The sequence below is a fragment of the Pseudarthrobacter sp. RHLT3-21 genome (assembly GCF_059383495.1).
The window spans coordinates 1-2,869 of record NZ_JBWZCI010000054.1; the positions used below are offsets into that span (position 1 = coordinate 1).

At 64.1% G+C, this 2,869-nt stretch carries 3 protein-coding genes; all 3 read left to right on the plus strand.

Annotated elements, in window-relative coordinates:
• A partial coding sequence (locus tag AC50YA_RS23015) for a low temperature requirement protein A (protein ID WP_494984464.1) occupies positions 1 to 908 on the plus strand: 908 nt, incomplete at its 5' end.
• 389 nt (positions 909 to 1,297) lie between these two features.
• Positions 1,298 to 1,963 (plus strand): SDR family NAD(P)-dependent oxidoreductase, encoded by a 666-nt coding sequence (locus tag AC50YA_RS23020; protein WP_494984465.1) that lies wholly within the window; start codon positions 1,298 to 1,300, stop codon positions 1,961 to 1,963.
• Positions 1,964 to 2,002: 39 nt separating this feature from the next.
• Positions 2,003 to 2,833, plus strand: a complete 831-nt coding sequence (locus AC50YA_RS23025) for an SDR family oxidoreductase (protein WP_494984466.1) — start codon at positions 2,003 to 2,005, stop codon at positions 2,831 to 2,833.
• Positions 2,834 to 2,869: the final 36 nt, after the last annotated feature.

The window sequence follows — 2,869 nt, forward strand, 5'->3', positions numbered from 1 at the left end:
TCATGCTTGTCACACTGTTCATGAACGCCTCAATCGGTGCCGCGTTCGGTGCCTTCGGCTGGCTCTTCGCTGCGACCTATCTCCTAATCCAGCTTGGCAGAGGTGCGTGGATACTCACCGTCGGACTTGACCGGACCACCCACAACCATTTCGTGCGCACGCTGATCTGGGGGTGTATGAGCGCGCCTTTTTGGATTTCCGGCGTCTTCTACGGTCCGGAGCTCCGCCTGATGTTCTGGGGTGTCGCTGCCGCGATCGATCTGGTCGGCCACATGCTGGCGCACCCGCTGCCGGGCCGGAAAACCGAAGGAAGCCAGGTCCCGCTCCCGGGAGAGAGGATCTTTGAGCGGTTCGGGTTGTTCTACCTGATCGCGCTCGGGGAGACGATCCTTTCAACCGGCCTGGCGATAGCGGGCAATCTGGAAGACCCCTTGATACTTTTGACCGGGACCGTAAGTTTGGCTGGAAGCGTCGCGATCTGGTGGTGCTACTTCCATGGCCTTGAGCACGAGACTTTGGAAAAGCTTGCCTCTGTTGATGATCAGTTCCGGCCCGGTATTTTGGCGGGCAACACCTTGGTGGTGTTACTGGCGGGCCTGATCCTGGTGGCGGTTGGTGATCAGCTCGTGATCAGCGATCCGGCCGCCCGCCCTGATCTGGCCACCGTCCTCTTTCTTTATGGCGGGCCGGCTCTTTTCCTCGCCGGCCGGGGCGTTTTTATTCGACGGGTGCTGGGCCACCGCCGAGCATCCGATCTCGCCGGCATCGGAGCCTTGGCGGTCCTGGCAAGCTTGAGCTCTCTCCTCCCGGCATTCGTTGCCGCTATAGGGGCCGTTATTCCCCTCATAGGCGTAGCAGTTTCCGACGCCGTGAACCGCCGCCGCCGAACGAACCAGAGAGCCTGCTGACGGTTTATTGGATGCCAGGGAACGTATCTTTCACCAGCGGCCTCAGCGGAGTTCAAGGGCGCGGGAAGCCAGTAGCGAAGGCAACCAATTCAGATGGTTCGGGCGATTGCGCACCATCGAGCCGGATTGTTCCGCTATCGGGCCGCCATTAGGGGCAAGTGCACCAGTTCCAAAGGTGCCTGAAAGTTACCGGGCGTGAGTACCTTGATGCTGCTGCAGCGATGTTGGATGAGCGGGGCGTCGGACACAGTGGCGTCAAAGACGTCGGGTCCGGATACATTCTGGAGTTCTGGGATCCCGACAGCATCGCGTTGGAGTTCTTCGTCACTAACACCTGATTAACCACGCACCTGTGGAATACATCGGAGGCATGGGGCCTTGGACCCGGTATGACTTCTATAGCAATCATCGGAGCAGGACCAGGACTCGGGGCAGCAGTGGCGCGGCGTTTCGGCGCGGAAGGTTTCACCGTTGGCCTGATCTCCCGCGACCAGGGGCGCCTGGATGCACTGGCCGGGGAATTGGCCAAGGACGGCGTGGAGGCCAGGGGTTTCACCGCTGACGTCCGCGACCCGTCCTCCATCGCCAAGGCCCTGGAGCAGGTGGCGGAGACCCTTGGCCCGATCGAGGTGCTCCAGTACAGTCCGCTGCCGCAAAAGGACTTCATGCGCCCGGTCCTTGAGACGACGCCGGCGGACCTTGTGGGGCCCGTCGAGTTCTCCATCTACGGACCGGTTGCCGCGGTGCACCAGGTGGTGCCGGGCATGCGTTTCCTCGGCAAGAACCGCGGAACTATTCTGTTCGTCAACGGCGGCTCGGCCGTCACGCCTGGCCGCAACGTGACCGGCACGTCCGTGGCATTTGCCGGGCAGGCCGCCTACGCGCAGCTCCTCAACGAGGTCCTGGGCGAGGAAGGCATCCAGGTGTCCCAGCTCATCATCGGCGGCCGCATCATTGCCGGGGATCCCGAGAAGGACCCCGACGTGCTGGCCGGTCATCTGTGGGACCTGCACATCAAACGTGACCGCTTCCGCCATCAGGTCAGCGCCGACTGAACCGCGCTGAACCTCCACCACCACCACAGGAGACATCATATGAGCGCCAAAACATGGTTCATCACCGGTACATCCCGCGGCTTCGGCCGGGAGTGGGCACTGGCCGCGCTGGAGCGCGGGGACAACGTGGCAGCCACCGCCCGAAACACCAACAGCCTGGACACCCTCGCGGCAGATTTCGGCGACAAGGTGCTGCCGATCTCGCTCGACGTCACCGACCGTGACGCGGTATTCGCCGCCATCGCCCGGGCGCACGAGCATTTTGGCCGACTCGACGTCGTGGTGAACAACGCCGGCTACGGCCAGTTCGGCGCGGTCGAGGAGCTCAGCGAGGCCGAGGCCCGCGAGCAGATCGAGACCAACCTTTTCGGCGCGCTCTGGGTCACCCAGGCGGCGCTTCCCTTCCTGCGCGCCCAGGGTAGCGGCCACATCCTGCAGGTCTCCTCCATCGGCGGGATCTCAGCGTTCCCCACAGTGGGCATCTACCACGCCTCCAAATGGGCGCTGGAAGGCCTCAGCCAGTCTCTGGCACAGGAAGTGGCAGGCTTCGGCATCAACGTCACCCTCATCGAGCCCGGTGGTTACTCCACCGACTGGGGCGGCAGCTCCGCCAGGCACGCCACAGAACTGCCCGCCTACGACGGGGTCCGTGAGCAGGCCGCCAACCGGCCCAGCCGGCGCGGCACTCCCGGTGACCCGGCGGCCACCAGGGACGCGGTACTCGCCCTGGTGGACTCCCAGACCCCGCCCCTGCGGGTCTTCCTCGGAGAAGCGCCGCTGGCCATCGCCACCGCCGACTACGAATCCCGGCTCGCGACGTGGAACGAGTGGCAGCCGCTGTCCGTAGCCGCGCACGGCAGCCAGGGCTGATCCATGCACCACGACCATCAGGTTCCTCGGATCGTC

What these genes read in the sequence shown, in the direction of transcription:
- AC50YA_RS23020 (WP_494984465.1), top strand. Translation starts at nt 1,298, where the DNA reads ATGACTTCTATAGCAATCATCGGAGCAGGACCAGGACTCGGGGCAGCA.
- AC50YA_RS23025 (WP_494984466.1), top strand. Translation starts at nt 2,003, where the DNA reads ATGAGCGCCAAAACATGGTTCATCACCGGTACATCCCGCGGCTTCGGC.